Below are 23636 nucleotides of genomic sequence, written 5' to 3' on the forward strand. Positions count from 1 at the left end.
TCAGTCGGATCAGCCGGACGGGAGGGGGCTCAGCCCTTGACCGCGCCCTGCATGATCCCGCCCACGATCTGCTTGCCGAACAGCACGAACGCGATGAGCAGCGGCAGCGTCCCGAGCAGCGCGCCCGCCATGATCACGGACTGATCGGGGATGTTCCCGCGGCCGAGCCCGGCGAGCGCCACCTGCACGGTCGGTGAGCCCTCCTGGGTCAGGGCGATGATCGGCCAGAAGAAGTCGTTCCACGCCATGACGAAGGTGAGCATGGCCAGGACCGCCATCGCGGGGCGCGCGGCGGGGAAGACCACGTGCCAGATCACCCGCAGGCTGCTCGCGCCGTCCACCCGGGCGGCCTCGATCAGCTCGGTGGGCAGCGCCTCCTTGAGGTACTGCCGCATGAAGAACACCCCGAAGGCGCTGACCAGGGTGGGCAGGACGACGGACTGCAGCTGATCGGTCCAGCCGAGCTTGGCCACCACCATGAACAGGGGGACGACGCTGAGCTGGGGCGGCACCATCATCGTGCCGATCACCAGCAGCAGCAGGAACCCCCGGAAGCGGAAGCGGAGTTTGGCGAAGGCGAAGCCCGCGAGGGTGGAGAAGAGGACGGTGCCGACGGTGATGGTGCCCGCCACCACCAGGGTGTTGAGCAGGGCCGTGCCCATGTTGGCGTCGGTCCAGGCGATCTCCAGGTTCTTGAAGAGATTGCCGCCGAACCAGAAGGGAGGAGGGGTCTCGGCGAGCCGGGTGTTGTTCCGGGAGGCCGCGATCGCCGTCCACACCAGCGGGAAGAGCGAGCCGACGGTGAAGAGGATCAGTACGGCGTAGGTCACCTTGCCGCCGTGCAGCTGGCGCCCGGCGCCTCGCTTGCGCGGCCTGGTGGGCACAGTGGTCGTCACGTCATCCCCTCACGCGCTCTTGCGGATCCGGCGGCTGATGACCCAGTTGACGAGGCCGATCAGCACGAGAATCAGGAACATCGTCCAGGCGATCGCCGAGGACCGGCCCAGGTGCTGGTTGAACCAGCCCTGCTCGTAGAGATAGAGGCCGAGCGTCTGGAACTGGTGGTCGGAGCCGCCGGTGGGGCTCGCGCCCTGGCTGAACAGGAGCGGCTCGCCGAAGAGTTGGGTCGCCCCGATCGTCGACACGACACAGGTGAACAGGATCGTCGGCCGCAGCGAGGGGATGGTGACGTGCCGGAACTGCTGCCAGCGGCTCGCGCCGTCCAGGGCGGCCGACTCGTACAGATCGTGCGGGATGGCCTGCATCGCGGCGAGGTAGATCAGCGCGTTGTAGCCGGTCCACCGCCAGATCACGATGGAGGAGACGGCGAACTGGGCGGTCCAGTCCCCGTTCTGCCAGTCGACCGCGTCGACCCCGACGAGCCCGAGCGCCCAGTTGATCATCCCGTGGTCGGTGCGGCTGAACATCAGGACGAAGACCAGCGTCGCCGCGGCCACGGACGTGGCGTACGGAGTGAGGATCGCGACCCGGAAGAACATCGAGCCGCGCAGCCGGTAGTTGAGGAGGTGGGCGAGGCCGAGCGCCATCAGGAGCTGCGGCACGGTGGAGAGGAGCCCGATGGTGAAGGTGTTGCGCAGCGCGTTCCAGAAGAACTCGTCGTCGAGCAGCCGGGAGAAGTTGCGCAGCCCCACCCACTCCATGTCGGTGGGGGCGCCGAGCTCCACGCGGTGCAGCGAGGCCCACCCCGTGTAGAGCAGCGGGAAGAGCCCGAAGGCGACGAAGAAGAGGAAGAAGGGGGCGATGAACGCGTAGGGACTCCACTTGACGTCCCAGCGGTAGCGGCGGCTGCGCCGGGCCCGGCGGCGCTCGTCGGCGGACCGGTCGGCGGCCCGGTCGTGGGGGGCCGCGCCCTCCTCCTGGGAGGGCGCGGCGGTGGCGTCGCTCGTCATCCCGGTCACTGGTCCAAAGCGTTGTCGATCGTCTTCACGGCCTTGTTCCAGGCCTCGTCGGGAGCGGTTCCCTTCTGGTCGACGCCGAGCATCCCGGTGTCGGCCAGGTACTGGGAGATGATTCCGTCCTTGGGGCCGATCGGCTGGACCGGCACGCCCTCGGCGGCCTTGGAGAAGATCTTGCCCACGGGTGCGTTGCCGAAGTAGGGGTTCTTGGCGTCCTTGACCTCGGGCAGGGCGTACGCGGCGTCGGCGCTCGGGAAGCTGGCCCGCTCGTCGAAGAGCTTGGCGAGCTGCTCGGGCTCGGTCAGCCAGGCGGCGAGCTTGGTCGCCTCCTCCTTGTTCTTGCCCGCCTCGGGCACGGTCAGGAAGGAGCCGCCCCAGTTGCCGGGCTTCGGCGACGCGGCGACGTCCCACTTGTCCTCGCCCTTGTCGCCCGCCTTGTCCTTGATGTAGCCGAGCATCCAGGGCGGGCAAGTGAGCGTGGCGAACGAGCCGTTGGAGATCGCCTGGTCCCAACTGGGCTGGAACTGCTGGAGCTTGGCGCTCAGACCGGACTCGGCGAACTGGGCGGCGAGGTCCCAGCCCTCCTTGACCGTGGGGCTGTCCTTGTAGATCAGCTCCCCGCCCTTGTCGTAGAACTTCTCCTTGCCCGAGGCGTGCACGGCGGCCATCACGCCGGTCGCCCCGTCCACGAAGGAGGTGCCGTCGGGGGCCTTCTTCTGGTAGCGCTTGCCCGCCGCGAGGTACTTCTGCCAGTCACCGGCCCACAGCTTGCCGACCGCCTCGCGGTCGGTGGGCAGACCGGCCTTCTCGAACAGGTCCTTGCGATAGCAGATGCCGGTCGGTCCGATGTCGGTGCCGAGCCCGATCGTCTTTCCGCCCTTGCTGGTGCCCTGCCGCCACTTCCAGTCCAGGAAGTCGTTCTTGTCGACGCCGTCGGCCTTGCCGAGGTCGACCAGCTTGTCCGCGTGCGAGGTGGTCAGTTCGGCGATGTTGCCGACCTCGACGGCCTGGATGTCGGAGAGGCCGCTGCCGCTGCTGAGGTGGGTGAGCAGCGCGGGCCAGTAGTTCTCGTTGCGCTGGACGGAGTTCTGCTTGATGGAGATGTCCGGGTGGAGCTTCTCGTACTCCTTGTAGAGACCGGCCTCTTGCAGACCGAAGGCCCCGAAGACGCCGACCGTCAGGGTGGTCTTCCCGCCTCCGCCGTCACCTCCGCCGCCGCCCGAGGAGGCGCCCGGATCCTCCTTGTCCTCGGCGCAGCCTGCCAGCAGGCCCCCGGCCAGGGCGGCGACGGCCGCGAGGACCGTCACCTTGCGATACGTGCGAGTCCTGTAGCGCATTGCGTCCTCCTCGTGCCCTGAACGTGCCGACCGCCCTCGGTCAACTGGGGTGTTGGGACTGCGAGTTGGGGAAAATCAACTCGGGCGGGGAACGTGCGGGTCGTGTAAGAGCCAGGTACGGTGGGAGCGCTCCCATGTGTGATGTCTTGAAGAGTCGCGGCTCGCTGCGGGGGTGTCAAGGCGGCGGACGCCAAGAGTTGTAGGCATCCGGAGCCGTTCGTGTGCCCTGCTGTTAGATTCGCGTCGTTTCGCGTCGTCGGGAGGCAGAGATGGGGACTCGTCAGCCCAAGGGGCGGAGCGGGGGGCGTCCCACCCTTGAGGAGGTGGCGGCCCGCGCCGGGGTGGGCCGCGGCACCGTGTCCCGGGTGATCAACGGTTCGCCCCGGGTGAGCGAGCGCACGCGCGCCGCCGTCGAGGAGGCGGTGGCCGAGCTCGGCTACGTCCCGAACACGGCGGCACGGGCCCTTGCCGCCAACCGTACGGACTCGATCGCGGTCGTCGTCCCCGAGCCGGAGTCGCGCTTCTTCGCGGAGCCGTACTTCTCGGACATCATCCACGGCGTGGGCGCGGCCCTCGCCGACACCGACATGCAGCTCCTGCTGGCGTTCGCGGGCGGCGACCGGGAGCGCAGGCGGCTCGCCCAGTACCTGGCGGCGCACCGCGTGGACGGCGTCCTGCTCGTCTCGGTGCACGCCGACGACCCCCTGCCCGACCTCCTGGAGCAGCTGGACATCCCCGCGGTGATCAGCGGCCGCAGATCGGCGGACGAGACCCTGGCCTCGGTCGACTCGGACAACTTCGCGGGGGCCAGGGCGGCCGTCGGACACCTCGTCGCCCGCGGCCGCCGCACCGTAGCGACGATCACCGGCCGCCTCGACGTCTACGGCGCCCAGCGCCGCCTGGACGGATACCGCGACGCCCTCACCGAGGCGGGCCACCAGGTCGACGAGGCGCTGATCGCCCGGGGCGACTTCACCGAGGAGGGCGGCCGCCGCGCGATGACCGAGCTCCTGGCGCGGGCCCCCGCCCTGGACGCGGTCTTCGCGGGCTCGGACGTGATGGCGGCGGGCGCCCGCCAGGTCCTGCGCACGGCGGGCCGCCGCATACCCGACGACGTGGCCCTGGTCGGCTTCGACGACTCGGCGATCGCCCGCCACATGGACCCGCCCCTGACGAGCGTGCGCCAGCCGATCGCGGAGATGGGCCGCACCATGACGGCCGTCCTCCTCGCGGAAATAGCCGACGACCGCCCGGCGGGGGTGCGCCGCCTGTACCGCCCACAGATCGTGCTGCCCACGGAACTGGTGACGCGGGCGTCGTCCTGACCACCCCCCCCCGGGGGGGAGGGTGGGGGCAAGATGTACGAGATGTGCAAGATGGAACCGATCCTGCTAGGTGTTGACCCGTGAAAACGGCGTACACCCCTCGCAACTGGTGGACCGAGATCCTGCTCGGCACCCTGGTTACCCTCACCTGTACCGCACTGGTCCTGGTGGCGGCGGCCTGGGCGGTGGCGGATCGAGGCGGTTCGATCAACGTCCTCGGCGGCCTGGTGCCGGGGCTCGCCGCGGGCACGTGGTCGGCCCGCCGCTACCGACGCCGCCACACTTCTTGAACACGCGGCTGACGTCCGCCCGAGGGTGAGTGCTCGCGCAAAGTTGCGAAGGTGCCCCGGTGGCTCGTGGCAGCTCAGACCTCTCCGGCTCGGTCGACGGGCTGCCGCAGATGATCGGACCAGCCGTGTCGGCTACTATCCCCCGGAGTTTCGCCGGTACTGGTCCGGATGGTGTGGGTGACCCGCCTCATGTACCGAACATGCGCTGCGGCCTGCCGAGCACAGTGGTCAGGCCACGGGAGGGAGAGCCGTGTCCGATAGCGATCTCACGGTCGACTATGAGTTCTTGAACGATTGCGAACGTCAACTCGGCAACCTGCGCACGACGTTCAAGAACATCGAGAACCGTCGGGACGACATGGAGAAGCACTGGGGCGCCGGGAACATCGCGGACGCCATGGACGACTTCGTCGACAACTGGGACGACTACCGCACCAGGCTTGTCGAGGGCCTGGAATCGACGGGCAAACTCGTCGCCGAGACGAAGAAGTCGTTCGAGTCCCTGGACCACGAGCTCGCCAAGCAGGGCAAGGGCGACGGCAAGGGCAAGGGCAAGGGCCAGTGAGCACCGCTGTGTCGAAGCGTCGCCCCGCCGACTGGGAGCCGCTGTGCGAGAAGGACCCGGTACCCGGCGACCCGGCAGAGATCCGGGCAGAGGTCCGGCACATGGTCTCGGTCGCCGAGAAGCTGCGTAAGCAGGCGGCAAACCTCAAAGCCATCTCGGACGAGGACAGGCTCAAGGGGAAGTACGTTAAACGTCTGCGCGAAGACTCCGGGACGCTGGAGAAGCACATGCGGGAGGTGGCCTCCCGTTACGAGCGGGTCCACGGGCACCTCACCACGTGGGCGAACAAACTGGAGGACCACCAGGGCGACGCCGACCGGATTCTGCGTGAGGCCAAGGAGAAGCAGGCGGAGGTCGAGCGGGAGAAGGCCAAGGACGCCGAGAAGGCGGACGGGGACAAGAAGCCGAAACCGTCGGCGAGCGGCGGGGCCGATGACGATCCGCTGCAGACGTACAGAACCCGGCTGGGCACCGTCACCGGGGACCGCGACAGTGACTCCAACCACTGCGCTAGCAAAATCAACGATGAGATCGACGACATCATCGAGGACTCGTGGTGGGACAACGTCAAGGGCTGGGCCCATGACAATGCCGATCTGATCAAGGCCTTCATCGACGTTCTCGGCTGGGTGGCGACCTTCGCAGGCTTCTTGGCGCTAGCCATTCCCGGCCTGAACCTGCTCGTCCTGGGCATCGCCGCGCTCACGATCGGACTCAGACTCCTCTTGGTGGCATCCGGCGATGCCACCTGGACGGATGTCATCTTCGACGTCGTGGGCGGGCTGCTCGTCGTCGGCGGCCTCGGGGCCGCCGCGAAGCTCGCCAGCGGCGCCAAGGCCACCGTGGGGGCCGCTCAGACCGCCCGGACCGCCGGCCTGAGTAGAGGGCTCCGCGGGGTCAAGGGCGTCATGGACGACATGGGGCGGGCCATGTCGAAAATGCCGCAAGGGCCAGGACGGCAGGTCGTCGCGACGAGCCGCAACTCCATCCGTAAGTCCATCTCCCAGAACGTCGGCCAGGTGGTCAAGGCGCCGCTGAGGGTCAGCCCGCTGTCGACGCTGGTGCATCTCGGCGACAAGGAGATGGCGGGCATGGCGAAGATGCTGCAGGCGAACAAGGCCACCTTCCCGGCGGCCGCAGGGGCCGCCGCGGACAAGGCGTACAAGTCCTACCAGGCGGGCCTGGGTATCGCCTGGACCGGCATGGGGATGGACGTCGCGGACAAGACGCTGGGCAAGAGCGACCTGACAAGCTGGACGCACGAGAACCTCGGGTCCGGCGAGAAGCCGTACAACCAGGGGTACTCCGACTGGAAGGACAACACTCTGAAGCCCGCCCCCGATACCCACTGGTAGCGCGGCGGATCACCTGGCACAACGTATCCCGATGCCTCGTCCGCACTTCAGCCCTGAGGAACGATCATGGACCTGCACTCGGCACAACGCATCACCGAGGCGGAAGCCGCACGCACCGGACTCGGCACCGGCCCCAACCGGCGGCTCCGGCTGACCCTGTTCATCGGAATGCCGTTGGTCTTTCCGGTGATCGGGATCATGATCCTGGTGCCGAAGTTCCTGAGGAACGACGTTCTCATCGCCTACGAAGCCGGGATCATCGGCTGCCTCCTGCACTACGTCTGGGTCTTCGTGAAGTACCCCCGGTACGCGGGCCGTCCGCCCTACCTCACCCGGGATCTCGCCATGGGCGGCGGCTTCTTCCTGCCCTCGTTGATGCTCGGCTTCTGGCCGGGCATCATCGCCGCCCCGGCGTGGGCGCTGTTCGTCGGCGTCGCCTATGCCGTGGAAGAGATGCGGGAGCACCGTGGCCACCGCTGAGCACCGCCGGGCCCCCACCGGCTTCAACCTGGTGCCGCCGCCCGGCTGGGACGTGATTCCGCTGCATACGGGGACCGACGAGGCGATGGACCGGATCGTCCGCAGGGCCGTCGCGCAGTTGCCCGTCGGCTTTCCCAAGGACGACATCCCGAAGGCCCGGCTGAAGCTCACCCAGGAGATGAAGAAGGTCGTCCGCCGGGCCAGGGCCAAAGGGGGGATGACTCTCTACCTCCCCACCGAACGCCTCCACGGCGTCGCGCTGCCCGTCTCGATCGTCGCCGCCGAGCCGATCGAAATTCCGAGGGTCACGCCCGACCGCGGCCCAGAAGCCGTCCTGCTCGCGCTCGCTTCCGAGACTCCGGGAGCCGAGATGCGGGAACTCGACGACACCGCGGCGCTGCGCTCGGAGCGAGACGTCCCCGACGATGCCGCCCAGGGCATCGACTTCGCTCACCGCCAGGTCGAGTACTTCGTGCCGATCCCGGACAGCGCCCCCGACCTGTACCTCACCTTCTCCTTCAGCGCCGTGATCGCGCCCGACTCCGACCCCGCCTTCTACGACACTCTCGTGGAACTGTTCGACGCCGTCATGAGCACCTTCCGATGGAGCTATTGAGCGACGGCTCCCGTCCGTCGCGCCCCGACGAAAGAGATCACCCATGTCCGACAGCCCCCTGTGGAGCACCGACCTCGGTGCGCTCCACATCGATACGGATGCCAACCAAGGCCTCTGGGGCTATCTCTGGCTCCAGACGGACAAGAAGACCTTCAAGGAGTGGCTGAACGAGTCTTTGACCGGCCTCGCCGCCATCCACAACATCGAACTCACGCGGAAGCTCCGCCGATTCCACAAGGACTTCTACGAGCGGACGCTGGTCACGCTCAGGGACAAGGTCCAGGCCGACGAGGCGTTCGTCTACCACCCCGTTCCGCTGACCTGCATGCCCTTGGTGATGCACGCCACCCGCTTCCACTGCGAGGCCCCTGACGCGGCCTCCTGCGAGGGAGTCGCCGCGCTCACCGTGCCGCACCCGGACATCCCCGAGTGGCAGCAACGAACCGGAAGCATTGGTTTCGCCTCGCCGCACCTGGGCGAGGACGGGGTCCGCGTCACCCGTTCCTATCCCGCGGACAGCACCATCATGATGACCTCGGTGACGTATCACTGGCACACCCCGCCCGGCATCCCCGACGTCTGCCTCCGCGGGCACCACGACGACCCTGAGGTGATCGCCGCGGCCGTGGAGCCCCTGGACGACTTCGCGCGGACGCTCCGGCTGCCCGGGTCGGCCCAGTAGGTCCGTGGGGAGACACCGCACGAAGAAGGCCCGGCCCGCTTGCGCGGACCGGGCCTTCGCCGATCAGGGTGAGTGACGGGACTTGAACCCGCGGCCACCTGGACCACAACCAGGTGCTCTACCAACTGAGCTACACCCACCATGTCCGGTCGTTTGTCTTTCTTCCGACCGGCCGAGAAAAAGTGTACAGGGTCCGAAGGGGTGCTCGCGCACACGTTTTCCAGACCCTGTACACAGGGGCTCCGCGGGGCTACTCCGCAGGCAGGACGTGCTTCGCCGCGATCGACTTCGCGGTGTCCGAGTCCGGCCCCGGCTGCGGGACGAAGATCGCCTCGCGGTAGTAGCGGAGCTCGGCGATGGACTCGCGGATGTCGGCGAGCGCGCGGTGGTTGCCGTTCTTGTCCGGGCTGTTGAAGTACGCCCGCGGGTACCAGCGCCGGGCCAGTTCCTTGATGGAGGAGACGTCGACGATGCGGTAGTGGAGGTACTCCTCCAGGGTCCCCATGTCGCGGAGCAGGAAGCCGCGGTCGGTGCCGACCGAGTTTCCGCACAGCGGAGCCTTCCGCGGCTCCTTGACGTGCTCACGTACATACGCCAGGACCTGCTCCTCGGCGTCCGCCAGCGTGGTTCCGCCGGGCAGCTCGTCGAGGAGACCCGAGGCGGTGTGCATGGTGCGCACCACCTCGGGCATGGTCTCCAGCGCCGCGTCCGGCGGGCGGATCACGATGTCCACCCCTTCGCCGAGCACGTTCAGTTCCGAGTCGGTGACCAGTGCGGCCACCTCGATAAGTGCGTCATCCGTCAGCGAGAGCCCGGTCATCTCGCAGTCGATCCACACCATGCGATCGTTCATGCGTCTTACCCTACGGCGCGCTCCTCTGCCCGGGCAGAGGCGGACGGCCTGGCGCGTACGCGTCCGAGTGCGGCTTGCCGGGATCCGACGCGGGCACGGAGGCCGACGAAGGACCGATCGCGCTCGCGGCCGCCGTACGCCGGGTCTGCGTCGGGACCGGGCCCGCCTCCAGGACGGGTACGGCCTGCGGCGTGACCGGCACCGGGTCCAGCGCGCGCTCGCCCTGTGGCCTGCGGGCGCGGTAGGCGGCCCGGTAGGCGGCGGGGGACGAGCCCAGCTGGCGCCGGAAGTGGCCCCGGAGCGCCACCGGTGAGCGGAAGCCGCAGCGGCCCGCGACCTCGTCGACGGAGTAGTCGGAGGTCTCCAGGAGCCGCTGTGCCTGCAGCACCCGCTGGGTGATCAGCCACTGCAGCGGCGCGCTGCCGGTCAGCGAACGGAACCTGCGGTCGAAGGTCCGCCTGCTCATGTACGCGCGCGCGGCCAGCGTCTCCACGTCGAACTGCTCGTGGAGGTGCTCCAGCGCCCAGGCGACGACCTCGGCCAGCGGGTCGGCGCCGATCTCCTCAGGTAAAGACCTGTCGAGATAGCGCTCCTGGCCGCCGGCCCGGCGCGGCGGCACCACGAGCCTGCGGGCGAGCGCGCCCGCCGCCTCGTTGCCGTGGTCCGTGCGCACGATGTGCAGACAGAGATCAATTCCGGCCGCGGTGCCCGCGCTCGTCAGCACGTCGCCGTCGTCCACGAAGAGCTCGCGCGGGTCCACGTGGACCGACGGGTAGCGCTTGGCGAGCGTCGGCGCGTACATCCAGTGCGTGGTCGCCGGGCGCCCGTCGAGGAGTCCGGCGGCGGCCAGGACGAACGCCCCGGTGCAGAGCCCGACGATGCGGGCGCCCTCCTCGTGTGCGCGGCGCAGCGCGTCCAAAGCCTCCGGCGGCGGCGGCGACGTGATCGACCGCCAGGCCGGCACCACCACGGTGCCCGCGCGGCCGATCGCCTCCAGGCCGTGAGGCGCGGTCAGTTCAAGACCGCCGGTGGTCCGCAGCGGCCCCTCCTCACCGGCGCATACGAGCAGCCGGTAGCGGGGGACGCCGGCGTCCTGCCGGTCGATGCCGAACACCGAGAGCGGTATGGAGCTCTCGAAGATGGGGCCACCGCTGAACAGCAGCACCGCTACGATCTCCCGGCGGCGGCGTCCGGACAGCTTCCGGGCCGTGGTCTCCGGCGCGGCAGTGGAGTCGTGGCTCATGGCGCTAAACCCCCCTCGGGCGTCTCGGCTCCCTGTTCTTGACGTGCTTGTTGGGCCTGTCGCTCCTGCACGTTTCCCCTCGGTCCTCCACCAGTCCCCCGCCGTAATACAGTCAAGATCGAATCTACTGTGTCCCGTGCTACCGGGGTGACCAGTTCAGCACCCGGCAGATTGTCGACATGGCAACTTGGCGTGAAGCTTTCGATCACGAAGCGTTGCACTCAAGGGCCGTGCTGGGAAGTGCGCCTCGTCGCCATGGCCGGTCCCCGCAGGGTGCGCGCGGCTTCAAGGCACCTTTCAGCCCTGCTCGGACGGGGGTTGGGGGCCCGTTCGGCCAAGGAATGCGTGCCTGTAGGAAGTTGGCTGAAAAGCTACGGGAGCGTGCGTGCGAATCGGTCAGTCGACCGGTGCGCCATCGACGCTGTGGCGGGTCCCCCGGTGCGCCCCCGGGGCCGTCCTGCCGTGCCGTCCGCGGTGCCCCGCGTTCTGTTCTGCAAGCAGTCGCGCGGCGCCCCGTTCGGACTGGCGCAGGAGCACCCGGCAGACCCCGGTGACGGCCACCAGGCCGAGCGCCGCGCCCGCGGCGCCCGCCAGCGATGTTCCGTAGCCGACGAGGACTACGGGAACCAGGACGCAGCTGAACGCGGCCCAGCGGACCACGTCGCTCGCCGAGTCCTGCGCGGGCGCGTCCCCCGGCTCCTGGGCGCGGGGCGTGGGCACCCGCGACGCGCGGCGCTCGGGCGCGCCCTCCGGCGGGCGCCGACGGCTGTGCGTCGCGGAGTGTGCCCCTTGCTCGGGTGAAGGAGTGAGCGTGGGGGAGGGTGGGGACGCGGTCGAGGGTCCAGGCACGGCGTGCTCCCTGTGGCGGTGGCGTACGGAGGTTCAACGCGCGGTCGTCCGGCCGGTCACTGCCGTGCCGCCGGATGCGCGCGCCGGGACGTCGCGCGGCCGGGAGTCGCCAGGGTCACGGGTCGTGCGGCAGAAGGGCCCGGACGGGTGCGCAAACCGCCTGTACGGGGCAGCAACCATTGCCATACGGGCGAGGCTCATGCATGCTCCGGTGAACGCCGGAGGCCCCTGCGCGGCCCGGCAGGAGACGCCCGTACGGGGGTCTTCGCAGGCTCTGGGCAGGAGAGGAGTGTCGCCGTACCCTTGGGGGTATGGGGTTGGGAAGATGATTCCCGGACGACCTTCCAGGTACTGAACCTTCGTACCAGAACCTTTCGTACCACGACCTTCGTACCACCCGAACAAGCCGACCCTCCCACAGAGGACTCCTTCGCCGAGACACCGATGGCCGGTCACGAATTCTCCGAACCCGCGGACCGCAAGCGGCAGGTCGCCGATCCGACAGCGACCCCCCTGGCGGCGGAAGAAACACGTCATTCCTGCGATCCCGCATTCCGACATGGCGTCGTCGTCGGCTTCGACGGCTCGACGTCCAGTGAGCGGGCGCTCTCGTACGCGATCGGCATGGCCCACCGTTCGGGCTCGGGCCTGATCATCGTGCATGTCGCCAACCGGCTGCCCACCACGGTGTGGGCGGGCTGCGAGCCACCGGTCTTCGTCGACGTGCCGGACCATCGCACCGAGGTGCTCGGACTCGAACTGGCCTGTGCGGACTATCTGTCCGAGGTGCCCTGGATCCTGGTCGAGCGCGGCGGCGACATCTGCCACGAGCTGGAGGAGGTCGGCCGCGAGTACAGCGCGGACGCGATCGTCGTCGGCTCCACGCACGGCATCGTGGGCCGGATCTTCGGCTCCGTCGCGGGGCGGCTCGCGCGGCGGGCGCAGCGTCCCGTCATCGTCATTCCGTAACGGGGACATTCCGTAACGGGCCCTCGCGGCAGGTGGGGTGGCGAAGTCGAGTCTTCAACTCCTTTTTCGGGGAGGCCCGGTGGGTGGTGGCACGAGTAGATAAATCTACTCGCGCGTAGAGGTGGTTTGCTCCCTTGTGAAGGGTACATAAAGGTCGCTGGCGCACCCGTTCTACGGAGACGGAGTGCGGGACCGGCATCGCGCGGCACCACCGCACCATCGCTCCACCGCACAGGAAGGGAGCCCGCCGTGGACAAGGACGTCTCTGCGGGAAGCACCACCTCGACTCTCGGCCACCTCGCCCTGGGACTCACGCTGTTGGCCTTCGGCCTCGGTCATACCCAAGTGATCGACGGCGTGACGGCGGCGGACGCCGTCTCCCTCGCCACCTACGTCGGCGGCGTCGCCCTGTTCGCCGCCGGTCTCTTCGCGTTCCGCGACAAGGACGCGGCCACGGGCACGGCCTTCACCGCGCTCGGCGCTCTCTGGTTCACCTGGGGCACCGCGGCCGACGCGCCGGTCTCGGCGAACGCGGCGGGCCTCTTCCTGCTGCTCTTCGCGCTCGTCGCGCTCAGCCTGACCCTCGGGGCGGCGGGTGCGGGAGCGCTCACGCGCGGGACGTACGGGCTGCTCTTCGTGGCGCTGCTCCTGCTCGCCCTCGCGCGGTTCGGCGACAGCGCGGGCCTGGGCAAGGCGGGCGGCTGGTTCGCCGCGGCCGGCGGGCTCCTGGCCTGGTACGGCGCGACGGCCGCCCTCGCGAACTGGCCCACGGCCCTTCCGGGGCGCCCCGCGGGCCGGGGGGTGACGGTCGCCGGCTGAGCGGGCGCTGGGCGCGGGCCGGGGTAATGGGCGACCCCGGCCCTCTGGGGGACGGGTTCCATGTGCTGGTGGCACGCATGGGGCCCGTCCCGTTTGTCTGCTTCCTGCGGGGGCGTGGGGGCTGATCGCGCAGTTCCCCGCGCCCCTTACGGGGCGCCCCTGATCGGGGTGCCTCTACTCCACCGTCACGGACTTGGCGAGGTTCCGCGGCTTGTCGATGTCCCTGCCCAGTGCCAACGCCGTGTGGTACGCGAGGAGTTGGAGCGGGATGCCCATCAGGATCGGGTCCAGCTCGTTCTCGTTCTTGGGGACGACGATCGTCTGGTCGGCCTTCTCCTGTTCCTGGTGCGCGACCGCGAGGATCTTGCCGCTGCGGGCCTTGATCTCCTCCAGAGCGGCGCGGTTCTTCTCCAGGAGGTCGTCGTTCGGGACGATCGCGACCGTGGGGAGCGCGGGCTCGATGAGCGCGAGCGGGCCGTGCTTGAGCTCGGAGGCAGGGTACGCCTCGGCGTGGATGTACGAGACCTCCTTGAGCTTGAGGGAGGCCTCGCGGGCGACGGGGTAGCCGCGTACGCGTCCGATGAAGAGCATCGAGCGGGCGTCCGCGTACTGCTTGGCGATCTTCTTGATCTCGTCCTCCTGCTTGAGGACCTCCGAGATCTGGCCGGGGAGCTTGCGCAGGCCCTCGATGATCCGCTTGCCGTCGGAGACCGACAGGTCACGGATGCGGCCCAGGTGCAGGGCGAGCAGCGCGAAGGCGACCGTGGTGTTGGTGAAGCACTTGGTGGAGACGACGCAGACCTCGGGGCCCGCGTGGACGTAGACGCCCGCGTCGGCCTCGCGGGCGATCGCCGAGCCGACCACGTTCACCACGCCGAGGACGCGGGCGCCCTTGCGCTTGAGCTCCTGGACCGCGGCGAGCACGTCGTAGGTCTCGCCGGACTGGGAGACCGCGATGTAGAGGGTGTCGGGGTCCACGACCGGGTTGCGGTAGCGGAACTCGGACGCGGGCTCCGCGTCGGCGGGGATGCGGGCCAGCTCCTCGATCATCTGGGCGCCGATCATGCCCGCGTGGTACGAGGTGCCGCAGCCGAGGATCTTGACGCGGCGCACCTTGCGGGCGTCGTGCGCGTCGAGGTTGAGGCCGCCGAGGTGCACGGTGGAGAAGCGGTCGTCGATGCGGCCGCGCAGGACGCGGTCCACGGCCTCGGGCTGCTCGAAGATCTCCTTGTGCATGTACGTGTCGTGGCCGCCCATGTCGTACGACTCGGCCTCCCACTCCACGGTGGTCGGCGACGCCGTCGTACGCGAGCCCTCGGTGGTGTACGTGCGGTAGTCGTCGGCCTTGATGGTGGCCATCTCGCCGTCGTCGAGGGTGACGACCTGGCGGGTGTGCGAGACGAGCGCGGCGACGTCCGAGGCGACGAACATCTCCTTCTCGCCGATGCCGAGGACGACCGGGGAGCCGTTGCGGGCGACCACGATGCGGTCGTTGAAGTCGGCGTGCAGGACGGCGATGCCGTAGGTGCCCTCGATGTGGCGCAGGGCCTCGCGGACCTTCTCCTCCAGGGTGTCGGCCTGGGCGCGGGCGATGAGGTGGGTGAGGACCTCGGTGTCCGTCTCGGAGAGGAACTCGACGCCGTCGGCGGTCAGCTTGGCGCGCAGCTCGGAGGCGTTGTCGATGATGCCGTTGTGGACGACGGCCACCTTGTTGTCCTGGGACAGGTGGGGGTGCGCGTTCTCGTCGGAGGGGGCGCCGTGGGTGGCCCAGCGGGTGTGGGCGATGCCGGTGGTGCCCTTGAAGCGGGCCGGGACCTTGGCCTCCAGGTCGCGCACACGACCCTTGGCCTTGACGGTCTTCAGGCCCGCGGCCTTGGGGCTGGTGACGGCGATGCCCGCCGAGTCGTAGCCGCGGTACTCCAGGCGCTGGAGTCCTTCGAGGAGGAGCGGGGCGACGTCACGCTTGCCGATGTATCCGACGATTCCGCACATAAAAGGGTGTCCTAGCCGTAGACGATGCGGCGCAGCTGCCGAAGGGTGAGCTCGGGCGGCGCGACCGCGCGGTATTCGAGATCCGCCGAGATCTGCTGGAAGATCGCCGCGTTCAGCAGGCCCTGACCCTGCAGTTCGCGGTGGCGGCGACGGACGAACGCTTCGGTCGTCTCGTCGAAGTAGGCGAGCACGTCCTGGATGACCCGCAGCGCTTCGCCCCGCTGGAGCGGGGTGCTGCGGGTGAGGTGGTCCACCAGGTCGTCGTGCATTCGATGATCCTGGGGTATCGCATGCCCTTTCGCAAGAATCCTGCCCGGAATCGGGCAGGCTCGTGTCGGATCGGGCCACGCGGGCTCACATTCGCTTCAGAACCGCCTGCTTCGCCGTGCTGAACTCCTCGTCCGTGAGGATCCCGGCCTGGTGCAGCTCACCGAGCTCCCGCAGCCGCCGCAGGAGCGCGTCGTGGTCCTCGACCGGCGCCTGTGCGGCAGCGGGCGCCGGGGTGGCCGGTGCCTGCTCCACCGCGAGGGGAGCGGCGCCGGACGGGTGCGGCAGGCGGGCCTGCACCGCCGCGGCGACCAGCGCCATCAGCGGGTCCTTCTTGAAGCCCCACAGCTCGACCGCGTTCGGGTCGTACTTCGGCGGGGCCTTGGTCGGCGCGTTCTTGACGGTGAAGCGGAGGTGGCCGTTCTCCAGGCCGCCCGAGGGCTGCCAGTCCACCGCGGCGATGTCGTCGAGCGCGATCGAACGGGTGCCCGATGCGGACTTGGCGTCCTCCGTCTTCCAGTTCCACTCCAGGCGCACGCGCTCCCCGTCGAAGCTCGCCGTGCCGTCTCCCGCCGAGACCGACAGGGGTACGGCGGGGCCCGCGAGAAGGTAGGCCGGGCAGGCGGTCGTGGGGACCTGTTCGATCAGGAGGGCGTTGCGCACCTCGTCGACCAGATACTCCGCGACGCCGTACCGGTCCGGCTCCACGACCAGCTGATACGGGTCCGCGGAGTCCGTGAGCTTGCCGCCCGTGGCATGGAGCAGCGGGTCGGAGCCGTCGCGCAGTCGTAGCCTCAACCGGCCCGACTTCTTGCCCTGTTCGAAGGCGATGCCCGCCAACGCCCCCAGTGGGACCGTCAGTTCTCCCAGCGTCTTGCGCAGCAGGGACACGCTCTTGTCGTGTCCCGGCACGAGGCGCAACGCCTCGCCGTCGAAGGTCCAGGTCCCGTCCCGCTGGATGATTTCCGCCATGCGTGGATTCTCGCACCGACCCCTTGGAGAAAAGGTCTACACCCTTGACCCCTTGTAGTGACCGGGTTACCAATGGGGACCGTTCGATTGCGATGCACCACAGTTGCGCCACCACAGACGCGCGCCGCACTCGTGCCCCATCGCGGCGCCCGCCCGTCGAAGGGAACCGCTTGTGAGATCGCACGGAAAGACGACCCGCACGACCCGCATACTCGGCTCGCTGCTGCTCGTGGCGGCCGCCGGAATCTCCTCGTTCGCCGCGGCGCCCGCCGGGAAGGCCGAGCGCCCCGCGGTCACCCCACTCGGCCAGATCGTGCCCGCGCCCCTGAAGGCCGTGCCGGGCGGGCCCGGCTTCGAGATCACCGCCAAGACCCGGATCCGCGTCGACAGCGGCAATCCGGCGGAGCGCCGGGCCGGTGAGTACCTCGCGGGCGTGCTGCGTCCCGCCACCGGCTACAAGCTGCCCGTCACCGACAGCGGCGGCAGTGACGGCATCCGCCTGCGCATCAGCGCCGATCCCGCGAACAAGGCCCTCGGCGCCGAGGGCTACCGGGTCATCTCCACGCGCGGCTCGCTCACCATCACCTCCTGGTCGGACGCCGGGCTCTTCCACGGCATCCAGACGGTGCGCCAGCAGCTGCCCGCGGCCCTGGAGAAGAAGACCAAGCAGCGCGGCCCGTGGCGGATCGCGGGCGGCACCATCGAGGACAGCCCGCGCTACGCCTATCGCGGCACCATGCTCGACGTCTCGCGGCACTTCTTCACCGTCGACCAGGTCAAGCGCTACATCGACCAGGCGGCGCTCTACAAGATGAACAAGCTGCACCTGCACCTCAGCGACGACCAGGGCTGGCGCATCGCCATCGACTCCTGGCCGCGCCTGGCGACGTACGGCGGATCCACGCAGGTCGGCGGCGGCAAGGGCGGCTACTACACGAAGGCGCAGTACAAGGAGATCGTCGCGTACGCCGCCTCGCGCCATCTGGAGGTCATCCCGGAGATCGACATGCCGGGGCACACCAACGCGGCCCTCGCCTCGTACGCCGAGCTGAACTGCAACGGCGTCGCGCCGCCGCTCTACACCGGCACCGAGGTCGGCTTCAGCTCGCTGTGCGTGAAGAAGGACGTCACGTACGACTTCGTGGACGACGTCATCCGCGAGCTGGCCGCCCTGACGCCCGGCGAGTACATCCACATCGGCGGCGACGAGGCGCACTCCACCAGCCACGAGGACTTCGTGGCGTTCATGGAGAAGGTGCAGCCGGTGGTCGCCAAGTACGGCAAGAAGGTCATGGGCTGGCACCAGCTGGCCGGTGCCAAGCCCGTCAAGGGGGCCGTCGCGCAGTACTGGGGCTACGACAAGACCGGCGCCGCCGAGCGCGAGGAGGTCGTGAACGCCGCGAAGAACGGCACCAAGCTGGTCCTCTCGCCGGCCGACCGTGCCTACATCGACCACAAGTACACCAAGGACACCCCGCTCGGCCTGTCCTGGGCGGGCTACGTCGAGGTCGAACGGTCCTACGACTGGGACCCGGGGACCTACCTCCAGGGCGCGCCCGCCGACTCGGTGATGGGCGTCGAGGCGCCGCTGTGGACGGAGACCCTGTCGACCTCCGCGCACCTCGACTACATGGCGTTCCCGCGGCTTCCCGGGATCGCCGAGCTCGGCTGGTCGCCCGCGGCCACGCACGACTGGGACGCGTACAAGGTGCGGCTCGCCGCGCAGGCGCCGCGCTGGGACGCACTCGGCATCGGCTACTACAAGTCGCCGCAGGTGCCGTGGCCCGGCAAGTGAGCTGAGGACGGGCGCCCCGGAGGACCGTCTCCGGGGCGCCCGTCGGTTCTGTGGGGCGGCCTTATGCGATCGGGTTCTTGAGCGTCCCGATCAGCTGCAGCGCGCCCGAGGGGTCGGACAGGTCCACCATCTGCTCGTTGTTGCGCAGCTGGAGCCGGTTGAGGCAGGACAGCGAGAACTCCGGGGCGAACATGTCGTACTGCTTGAACTTGTCCGCCAGTTGGGGCGTCGCCTCCTGGTAGGTGGTCACGCACTCCGCGACCGCCCGCCAGAACGTGTCCTCGTCGACCAGGCCCTCGGAGACGAGGTTCGCCGCCAGGAAGCGGAAGAAGCAGTCGAAGACGTCCGTGAAGATCGACAGGAGCTTCTTGTCCTCGGGGACCTCCACGCGGATCCGTTCGACCATCGGCGGCAGGACCGCGTCCGGGTCCATCACCGCGATCTCCTCGGCGATGTCCTTGAAGATCGCGCGCTGTACGACGCCGTCCTTCAGGACCAGGATCACGTTCTCGCCGTGCGGCATGAAGACCAGGTCGTACGCGTAGAAGCTGTGCAGGAGCGGCGTCAGGTACGCGTGCAGGTAGCGGCGCAGCCACTCGGTGGGGGCGAGGCCCGAGCGTTCGATCAACGCGCCCGCGAAGGTGCCGCCGTCCCGGTCGACGTGCAGCAGCGACGCCATCGTGGCCAGTTGCTCGCCCTCGCCTATGGACTCCACGGGGCTCTCGCGCCACAGCGCCGCGAGCATCTTGCGGTAGGGGGAGTAGCGGTCGGTGGCGGCCTCGTACTCCAGGTGCCGGTAGCCGACCGCGGCGCGCTCGCGGATGATCGTCAGGCCGGTGTCGCGCAGCGTCGCGTCGTTCTCGATGAGCCCCGCGAGCCAGTCGTTGATCGCCGGGGTCGCCTCCATGTACGCCGCCGAAAGGCCGCGCATGAAGCCCATGTTGATGACGGAGAGCGCCGTCTTCACATAGTGCTTGGCGGGGGTCGTGGAGTTGAAGAAGGTGCGGATCGACTGCTGCGCGAGGTACTCGTCGTCGCCCTCGCCGAGGCAGACGAGGTGGCGCTGGGCGACCTCGGCGGCGAAGGTCACCGACAGTTTGTTCCACCACTGCCAGGGGTGGGCCGGGATCAGCAGGTACTCGGCGGGGTCGAGGCCCTGACCGCGCAGGATCCTCTCGAAGCGGTCCAGGGTGTCCTCGCCGAGCTCGGCGAGGAGGAACGACTCGTAGTCGATTCCCGCGCCCGCCGTGAACGCCGCGCGGTCCTTGCGGGCCGCCAGCCACACCAGGCGTACCGGGCTCGCGGTCTCGGGGGCGTACGAGAGGTACTCGTGCACGCCGAAGCCGAGCCGTCCGTTGTTGGCGACGAAGCAGGGGTGGCCCTCGGTCATGCCCGTCTCGATCTCCTGGAAGCCGGAGCGGGAGAGCTCGGCGGCCGGGATCGCGGGCTTGGTGAGTTTGTAGCAGGTGCCGGAGAGGGTGGAGGAGATCTCCTCCAGGTAGACCGGCAGGATCGTGTCGCTCAGGCCGAGCGCGCCGCGCAGCTCGGTGAAGAACTCCAGGGCGTTGAGGGGGAGTTCGCCGCCGTCGCGGTGGCGGGTGATCGACTCCGCGTCGATCTGCCAGTGGTCGAGGCGCAGGACCCGGGCGGTGAACCGGTAGCGGGTGAGGGCGTCGTCGCTGCGGACGGCGTAGGCGCCGTCGCCCAGTGGCTCGGGGGCGAGGAGGCGTTCGTGGGCGAATTCGGCGAGTGCTTTGCGGATGAGCAGGCGGTTGGCCGCGGCCCAGCGCTCCGGGGACAGGTGCGCCACGGTGTCGGACAGGGTCATATCGCCAATTCCCTTTCGCTTGCCGCAGCTTCACGTACGGCTGCTTCGAACTGTTCGCGGGTGCAGAAGCTCAGCAGCGCTTCCTTCTCCGGCTTCTGGATGACGCCCTCGGGCCGGAACCCGACGGCTTCGTTGAGGGCGTGCACGGCGGTGTTGCGTACGTCGGGTTCGACCACGACCCGCTCGGTCGCCGGGTCGGCGAAGAGCTCCCGCATAACCGCCGTGATCACGCCGCGCGTGAAGCCGGGGATGCGGACGTCGGTGGGCGCGGTGAGGAAGTGCATGCCGACGTCGCCGGGCAACGGCTCGTACAGGCCGACGAGTTCGACGTGCGCGGGGTCGTAGCGCTCCATCAGGAAGGCGGGCACGCCCTTGTGCAGGCCGAGGAACGCGTCGTGGTGCTCGGCGGCGGCGATCGACATGTACTCGCGCTCGACCTCGGGCAGCGTGGCCTCCTGCATCAGCCAGAAGGCAGCCTTGGGGTGGGTCACCCAGCCGTGCACGAGCTCGGCGTCGGTCAGGGGGTCGAGCGGACGGAAGGCGAAGTCGGTCATGCGAGGGTCCCCTCCGGAGCGGCGAACTCCTGGAACGCGATGGACTTCTCGACCGGGTAGGCCTCGCGGCCGAGCAGCTCGCCGACGATGTACGCGTTGCGATACGCGCCCATACCGAGGTCGGGGCTCGTGATCGAGTGGGTGTGCACCGAGGCGTTCTGCAGGAAGATGCCGTTCCCGGTGGTGTCGATGCTGTAGTTGCGGGCGACGTCGAAGCGGCCCTGGCCGTCCCAGCGGATGCGGTCGTGGACCGGGGCGAGGAAGTCCGGGACGCGGTAGCGGTAGCCGGTGGCGAGGATCAGGCCCTGGGTGTCGAGCCGGAAGTCCTTCTCCTGCTCCTCCTGGCGCAGGCCGAGCGTGTACGTCCTGGTCTCGCTGTCGTAACTGGCGTCGCTCAGCGCGGTGTTGGTGAGCAGCCGGGTCTGCACGGGCCCGGTGAGGTTCTTCTGGTAGAGCAGGTCGAAGATCGAGTCGATCAGTGCGCCGTCGATGCCCTTGAAGAGGCCCTTCTGCTGGGTCTCCAGGCGGTAGCGGGTCGGCTCGGGTAGCGCGTGGAAGTAGTCGATGTAGTCCGGAGAGGTCATCTCCAGCGTCAGTTTGGTGTATTCGAGCGGGAAGAAGCGCGGCGAGCGGGTGACCCAGTTGAGCCGGTAGCCGTGCACGTCGATCTCGGCGAGCAGGTCGTAGTAGATCTCGGCGGCGGACTGGCCGCTGCCCACCAGCGTGATCGACTCCTTCTTCTGCAGCTCCTGCTTGCTCTGTAGATAGCGGGAGTTGTGGATCGCGTCCCCGCCGAGTCCTTCGCAGGTCTCGGGCAGGTGCGGCGGCGTGCCGGTGCCGAGGACGAGGCGGCGGGCGCGGAGGAACTCACCGGCCGTGGTGCGTACGACGTAGACCTCGTTCTCGTCCTCGTACGACACCTCGGCGACCGTCGTGCCGAAGCGGATCGAGGAGAGTTTCGCGGCGGCCCAGCGGCAGTAGTCGTTGTACTCGGTACGCAGTGGATAGAAGTTCTCGCGGATGTAGAACGAGTACAACCGTCCCGATTCCTTCAGGTAGTTGAGGAACGAGTACGGGGACGTGGGGTCGGCGAGGGTGACCAGGTCCGACATGAACGGGGTCTGGAGGTGGGCGCCCTCCAGGAACATTCCGGAGTGCCACTCGAAGTCCGGCTTGGACTCCAGGAAGAGCCCGTTCAGTTCGTCGAGCGGCTCGGTCAGGCAGGCGAGGCCGAGGTTGAACGGGCCGAGGCCGATCCCGATGAAGTCGAGGGGCTCAGGAAGCGCGGTCAAGGGAGTCTCCCAGGTACTGCTCGGCGTGTCCTGCGATCAGGTCGAGGACGGCGGTGATGTCGTCGGTGGTGGTCTCGGGGTTGAGCAGGGTGAACTTCAGGAACTGGCGCTCGCCCACCTTGGTGCCCGCCACCACCGCGTCGCCGGAGGCGAACAGGGCCTTGCGGGCGTAGAGGTTGGCGCGGTCGATGGCGGCGGGGTCGCAGATCGCCGAGGGGATGTAGCGGAAGACGAGCGTGGAGAGCTGCGGCTCCACCACGACGTCGTAGCGCGGGTCGGCGGCGAGCAGCTGCCAGCCCTCCGTGGCGAGGTCGCACACCTCGTCGAAGAGGGCGCCGATGCCGTCGGCGCCCATCACGCGCAGCGTCATCCACAGTTTCAGCGCGTCGAAGCGCCGGGTCGTCTGGAGGGACTTGTCGACCTGGTTGGGGATGCGCTCCTGCACCGCGCGGCGCGGGTTGAGGTATTCGGCGTGGTACGTCGCGTGGGACAGGGTGCTCCGGTCGCGCACCAGGACGGCCGATGAACTCACCGGCTGGAAGAAGGACTTGTGGTAGTCCACGGTCACCGAGTCGGCGTGCTCGATGCCGTCGAGCAGGTGCCGGTTCTTGCGCGAGGCGAGCAGACCGCAGCCGTACGCGGCGTCGACGTGCATCCAGGTGCCGTACTGCGCGCACAGTTCGGCGATCTCGGGCAGCGGGTCGATGGAGCCGAAGTCGGTGGTGCCCGCGGTGGCGACGACGGCCATGGGGGAGAGGTCGTCGCGGCGGCAGCGTTCCAGTTCGCGGGCGAGGGCGACGGTCTGCATGCGCTTGTTGTGGTCGGTGGGGATGACCACGACGGCGTCCTCGCCGAGGCCGAGCAGCCTCGCCGCCTTCTGGACGCTGAAGTGACCGACCTCGGAGGCGAAGATCCGCATTCTGGTGGGGTCCTCGCCCTTGGCCTCCTCGCGGGCGAGCAGCAGCGCCTGGAGGTTGGACTGGGTGCCGCCGCTGGTGAACACGCCGTCGGCGGCCGGGCCGAGGCCGATCCGCTCGGTGGTCCAGTCGATGATGCGGCGTTCGATGAGGGTGCCGCCCGCCGACTGGTCCCAGGTGTCCAGGGAGGAGTTGACGGCGGAGAGCACGGCCTCGCCCAGGACGGCGGGGATGACGACCGGGCAGTTGAGGTGCGCGAGGTAGCGGGGGTGGTGGAAGTAGACCGCGTCGCGCAGATAGAGCTCTTCGAGCTCGTCGAGCGCGGCGACGGTGTCGTGCAGGGGCTCGTCCAGGTCGACGGCCGCGATGCGGGGCGCGAGGTCGTCGACGGATATCCCGGTGAACGGACGGGTGGTGGTGGCGAGTTGGGCCGCCACCCGCTCGACTCCTTCCGTCACGGAGCTGCGGTATCGCTCCGCGGTGGTGTCATTGAGCAGGTGCGAGCGCATGAACTGTCCTCCAGTTGAGGGGACTAGAACCGCGCCCTCGGGGACAGGAATGAGGGGAGGCGAGGGCGCGGTGAAACTAAGGTTAGCCTAACCTAAGCATCCGTTTCATTGAACCCGGGGGGTTCATTCGGTCTCACCGCGTAACAAAAACGGAGCCACCTGGTCCGTTTTGGACGAGGTGGCTCCGTTTGTGCCGGGGCGACTTGCCCCG

General features: G+C 69.0%; 23 protein-coding genes and 1 tRNA gene. 10 read left to right on the plus strand and 14 right to left on the minus strand.

Annotated elements, in window-relative coordinates; all coding sequences use genetic code 11:
• Positions 1–29: 29 nt before the first annotated feature.
• From CP970_RS27695 to CP970_RS27705, 3 genes are read right to left on the minus strand one after another with little or no spacing between them, the layout of a single operon-like run.
• Positions 30–896 carry a carbohydrate ABC transporter permease gene (locus CP970_RS27695; RefSeq protein ID WP_055551832.1) on the minus strand — a complete coding sequence of 289 codons (867 nt, stop codon included), beginning with the start codon at positions 894–896 and terminating at the stop codon, positions 30–32.
• 9 nt (positions 897–905) lie between these two features.
• On the minus strand, positions 906–1910 hold the full coding sequence (locus CP970_RS27700; RefSeq protein WP_107099032.1) for a carbohydrate ABC transporter permease: 1005 nt from the start codon (positions 1908–1910) through the stop codon (positions 906–908).
• Positions 1911–1915: 5 nt separating this feature from the next.
• Positions 1916–3253 carry an ABC transporter substrate-binding protein gene (locus CP970_RS27705; RefSeq protein ID WP_055551836.1) on the minus strand — a complete coding sequence of 446 codons (1338 nt, stop codon included), beginning with the start codon at positions 3251–3253 and terminating at the stop codon, positions 1916–1918.
• A 269-nt stretch (positions 3254–3522) separates the two neighbouring features.
• Between CP970_RS27705 and CP970_RS27710 the strand changes: the two genes are divergently transcribed.
• The 7 genes from CP970_RS27710 to CP970_RS27740 all read left to right on the plus strand — a co-directional run bounded on the left by CP970_RS27710 (position 3523) and on the right by CP970_RS27740 (position 8566).
• Entirely contained in the window at positions 3523–4578 is a 1056-nt protein-coding gene (locus CP970_RS27710) for a LacI family DNA-binding transcriptional regulator (protein ID WP_055551838.1), read from the plus strand.
• Between the two features lie 80 nt (positions 4579–4658).
• Positions 4659–4868, plus strand: a complete 210-nt coding sequence (locus CP970_RS27715) for a hypothetical protein (RefSeq protein ID WP_055551840.1) — start codon at positions 4659–4661, stop codon at positions 4866–4868.
• A 250-nt stretch (positions 4869–5118) separates the two neighbouring features.
• Positions 5119–5433 (plus strand): WXG100 family type VII secretion target, encoded by a 315-nt coding sequence (locus CP970_RS27720; protein ID WP_055551843.1) that lies wholly within the window; start codon positions 5119–5121, stop codon positions 5431–5433.
• A gap of 101 nt (positions 5434–5534) precedes the next feature.
• Positions 5535–6788, plus strand: a complete 1254-nt coding sequence (locus tag CP970_RS27725) for a hypothetical protein (protein WP_055551899.1) — start codon at positions 5535–5537, stop codon at positions 6786–6788.
• A 66-nt stretch (positions 6789–6854) separates the two neighbouring features.
• Positions 6855–7268, plus strand: a complete 414-nt coding sequence (locus CP970_RS27730) for a hypothetical protein (RefSeq protein WP_055551844.1) — start codon at positions 6855–6857, stop codon at positions 7266–7268.
• Positions 7255–7884 carry a hypothetical protein gene (locus CP970_RS27735; protein ID WP_224058754.1) on the plus strand — a complete coding sequence of 210 codons (630 nt, stop codon included), beginning with the start codon at positions 7255–7257 and terminating at the stop codon, positions 7882–7884. The genes CP970_RS27730 and CP970_RS27735 overlap by 14 nt, the downstream gene beginning before the upstream one ends.
• Before the next feature lie 43 nt (positions 7885–7927).
• On the plus strand, positions 7928–8566 hold the full coding sequence (locus CP970_RS27740; protein ID WP_055551846.1) for a hypothetical protein: 639 nt from the start codon (positions 7928–7930) through the stop codon (positions 8564–8566).
• A gap of 67 nt (positions 8567–8633) precedes the next feature.
• Here the strand turns inward: CP970_RS27740 and CP970_RS27745 are convergent.
• From CP970_RS27745 to CP970_RS27760, 4 genes are all read right to left on the minus strand, one after another.
• A tRNA-His gene (locus tag CP970_RS27745) sits at positions 8634–8706 on the minus strand.
• A gap of 110 nt (positions 8707–8816) precedes the next feature.
• Positions 8817–9419, minus strand: a complete 603-nt coding sequence (gene orn / locus CP970_RS27750; protein WP_055551848.1) for an oligoribonuclease — start codon at positions 9417–9419, stop codon at positions 8817–8819.
• A gap of 10 nt (positions 9420–9429) precedes the next feature.
• Positions 9430–10662: a GlxA family transcriptional regulator gene (locus CP970_RS27755; RefSeq protein ID WP_150494066.1), complete on the minus strand. Its 1233-nt coding sequence runs from the start codon at positions 10660–10662 to the stop codon at positions 9430–9432.
• A 396-nt stretch (positions 10663–11058) separates the two neighbouring features.
• Positions 11059–11382: a hypothetical protein gene (locus CP970_RS27760; RefSeq protein ID WP_055551852.1), complete on the minus strand. Its 324-nt coding sequence runs from the start codon at positions 11380–11382 to the stop codon at positions 11059–11061.
• A 573-nt stretch (positions 11383–11955) separates the two neighbouring features.
• On the opposite strand from CP970_RS27760, the gene CP970_RS27765 reads away from it, so the two are divergent.
• Both CP970_RS27765 and CP970_RS27770 read left to right on the plus strand, forming a co-directional pair.
• On the plus strand, positions 11956–12480 hold the full coding sequence (locus CP970_RS27765; RefSeq protein ID WP_055551855.1) for a universal stress protein: 525 nt from the start codon (positions 11956–11958) through the stop codon (positions 12478–12480).
• 249 nt (positions 12481–12729) lie between these two features.
• Positions 12730–13299, plus strand: coding sequence for a GPR1/FUN34/YaaH family transporter (locus CP970_RS27770; RefSeq protein WP_055551857.1), 570 nt, complete (start codon positions 12730–12732; stop codon positions 13297–13299).
• Positions 13300–13473: 174 nt separating this feature from the next.
• Here CP970_RS27770 and glmS read toward each other — a convergent pair whose 3' ends face one another.
• The 3 genes from glmS to CP970_RS27785 form a co-directional block, all read right to left on the minus strand.
• A complete protein-coding gene (glmS, locus tag CP970_RS27775; protein WP_055551858.1) occupies positions 13474–15291 on the minus strand; it encodes a glutamine--fructose-6-phosphate transaminase (isomerizing) in 1818 nt (605 codons plus the stop codon).
• Positions 15292–15302: 11 nt separating this feature from the next.
• Positions 15303–15560 carry a hypothetical protein gene (locus CP970_RS27780; RefSeq protein ID WP_055551860.1) on the minus strand — a complete coding sequence of 86 codons (258 nt, stop codon included), beginning with the start codon at positions 15558–15560 and terminating at the stop codon, positions 15303–15305.
• Between the two features lie 85 nt (positions 15561–15645).
• Positions 15646–16530, minus strand: a complete 885-nt coding sequence (locus tag CP970_RS27785) for a DUF4429 domain-containing protein (protein WP_055551862.1) — start codon at positions 16528–16530, stop codon at positions 15646–15648.
• A 172-nt stretch (positions 16531–16702) separates the two neighbouring features.
• Here CP970_RS27785 and CP970_RS27790 point away from each other — a divergent pair, with 172 nt between their 5' ends.
• A complete protein-coding gene (locus CP970_RS27790) occupies positions 16703–18325 on the plus strand; it encodes a beta-N-acetylhexosaminidase (RefSeq protein ID WP_157877766.1) in 1623 nt (540 codons plus the stop codon).
• A gap of 61 nt (positions 18326–18386) precedes the next feature.
• Here CP970_RS27790 and CP970_RS27795 read toward each other — a convergent pair whose 3' ends face one another.
• The 4 genes from CP970_RS27795 to desA are packed head-to-tail and all read right to left on the minus strand — an operon-like array spanning position 18387 to position 23425.
• Positions 18387–20153: an IucA/IucC family protein gene (locus CP970_RS27795; RefSeq protein ID WP_055551864.1), complete on the minus strand. Its 1767-nt coding sequence runs from the start codon at positions 20151–20153 to the stop codon at positions 18387–18389.
• On the minus strand, positions 20150–20707 hold the full coding sequence (locus CP970_RS27800) for a GNAT family N-acetyltransferase (RefSeq protein WP_055551867.1): 558 nt from the start codon (positions 20705–20707) through the stop codon (positions 20150–20152). The genes CP970_RS27795 and CP970_RS27800 overlap by 4 nt, the downstream gene beginning before the upstream one ends.
• Positions 20704–21999: a lysine N(6)-hydroxylase/L-ornithine N(5)-oxygenase family protein gene (locus CP970_RS27805; RefSeq protein WP_055551869.1), complete on the minus strand. Its 1296-nt coding sequence runs from the start codon at positions 21997–21999 to the stop codon at positions 20704–20706. The genes CP970_RS27800 and CP970_RS27805 overlap by 4 nt, the downstream gene beginning before the upstream one ends.
• Entirely contained in the window at positions 21983–23425 is a 1443-nt protein-coding gene (desA, locus tag CP970_RS27810) for a lysine decarboxylase DesA (protein ID WP_055551876.1), read from the minus strand. Before desA ends, CP970_RS27805 begins: the two co-directional genes overlap by 17 nt.
• Positions 23426–23636 lie beyond the last annotated feature (211 nt).

This window comes from Streptomyces kanamyceticus (assembly GCF_008704495.1).
GTDB classification, from domain to species: domain Bacteria; phylum Actinomycetota; class Actinomycetes; order Streptomycetales; family Streptomycetaceae; genus Streptomyces; species Streptomyces kanamyceticus.